The organism is Halorubrum sp. SP9, from assembly GCF_005435015.1.
GTDB classification, from domain to species: domain Archaea; phylum Halobacteriota; class Halobacteria; order Halobacteriales; family Haloferacaceae; genus Halorubrum; species Halorubrum sodomense.
On record NZ_SGXU01000189.1, the window covers coordinates 1 to 773 of the forward strand.

The following is a 773-nucleotide window of genomic DNA, read 5'->3' on the forward strand; positions in this document are numbered from 1 at the left end:
CGCACGTCGCCTTCGAGAATCTAACCGATATCCGGGATCGGATGACTGGTGCGAAGCGATTCCACACGTGGGCGTTCCGCCGATTGTACGAGTACGTGGTGTACAAATCCGAGATGCTCGACATTGAAGTCGAGCAAGTGAGTCCGGCGTACACGAGCCAGCGGTGTTCGAAGTGCGGCTTTACAAACGAGACGAATCGGAAATCGAAACACCAGTTCGTGTGTCAAAAATGCGACTACGAGCTGAACGCGGACTATAACGCGAGCAAGAACATCGCTCGAAAGCTGATGAAACGACTCCATTCGGGGCAGATGTCTTCGAGTGGAGGCGCACCCTGTCAGTGTGCGCTGAAGTCAGGGACGCTGAACCTGAACGGTGGATTCACCGCCAGCGTCGATTCGACGACAGAAGGGGAGTCCACTGACAAGCCCACGACTTCAGTCGTGGGCCACTGACAAGGGGCTCAGTGGAGAAAGTCGAGAACTACTAATAGACCGTGGCGAGTGTGTCGAGTGTTGTAACTCGGCATGTGGAAGTGGTGGCTCGGTAGGAAGTCTTCATCACAAGGGGCTCGAGAGGGGGTAACGGATCGTCATGGCCACCACACCGACGCTTGCGCGGTCACCGGTATAAATGCCTCGCGACGGTCCGGAACCCGTTTGAACCCCGGCGCCCTCGGCTCTGGCATGCGGGAAGTGACGTTCCGGATCCGCCACGCGGGGGAGCCGGAGTGCGAGGTGAGCGCGCGCCACCCGGAGGTGCGGTACCGGTCC

At 58.9% G+C, this 773-nt stretch carries 1 protein-coding gene and 1 pseudogene; both read left to right on the top strand.

The genetic code is table 11. The annotated features are described in order from the left end of the window. Positions 1-455: zinc ribbon domain-containing protein (locus tag EXE45_RS17135; protein ID WP_137695041.1), on the top strand; the 455-nt coding region annotated here is incomplete at its 5' end. Positions 456-686: 231 nt separating this feature from the next. Further along, positions 687-773, top strand: a pseudogene (locus EXE45_RS21480) (helix-turn-helix domain-containing protein); the annotation flags it as partial.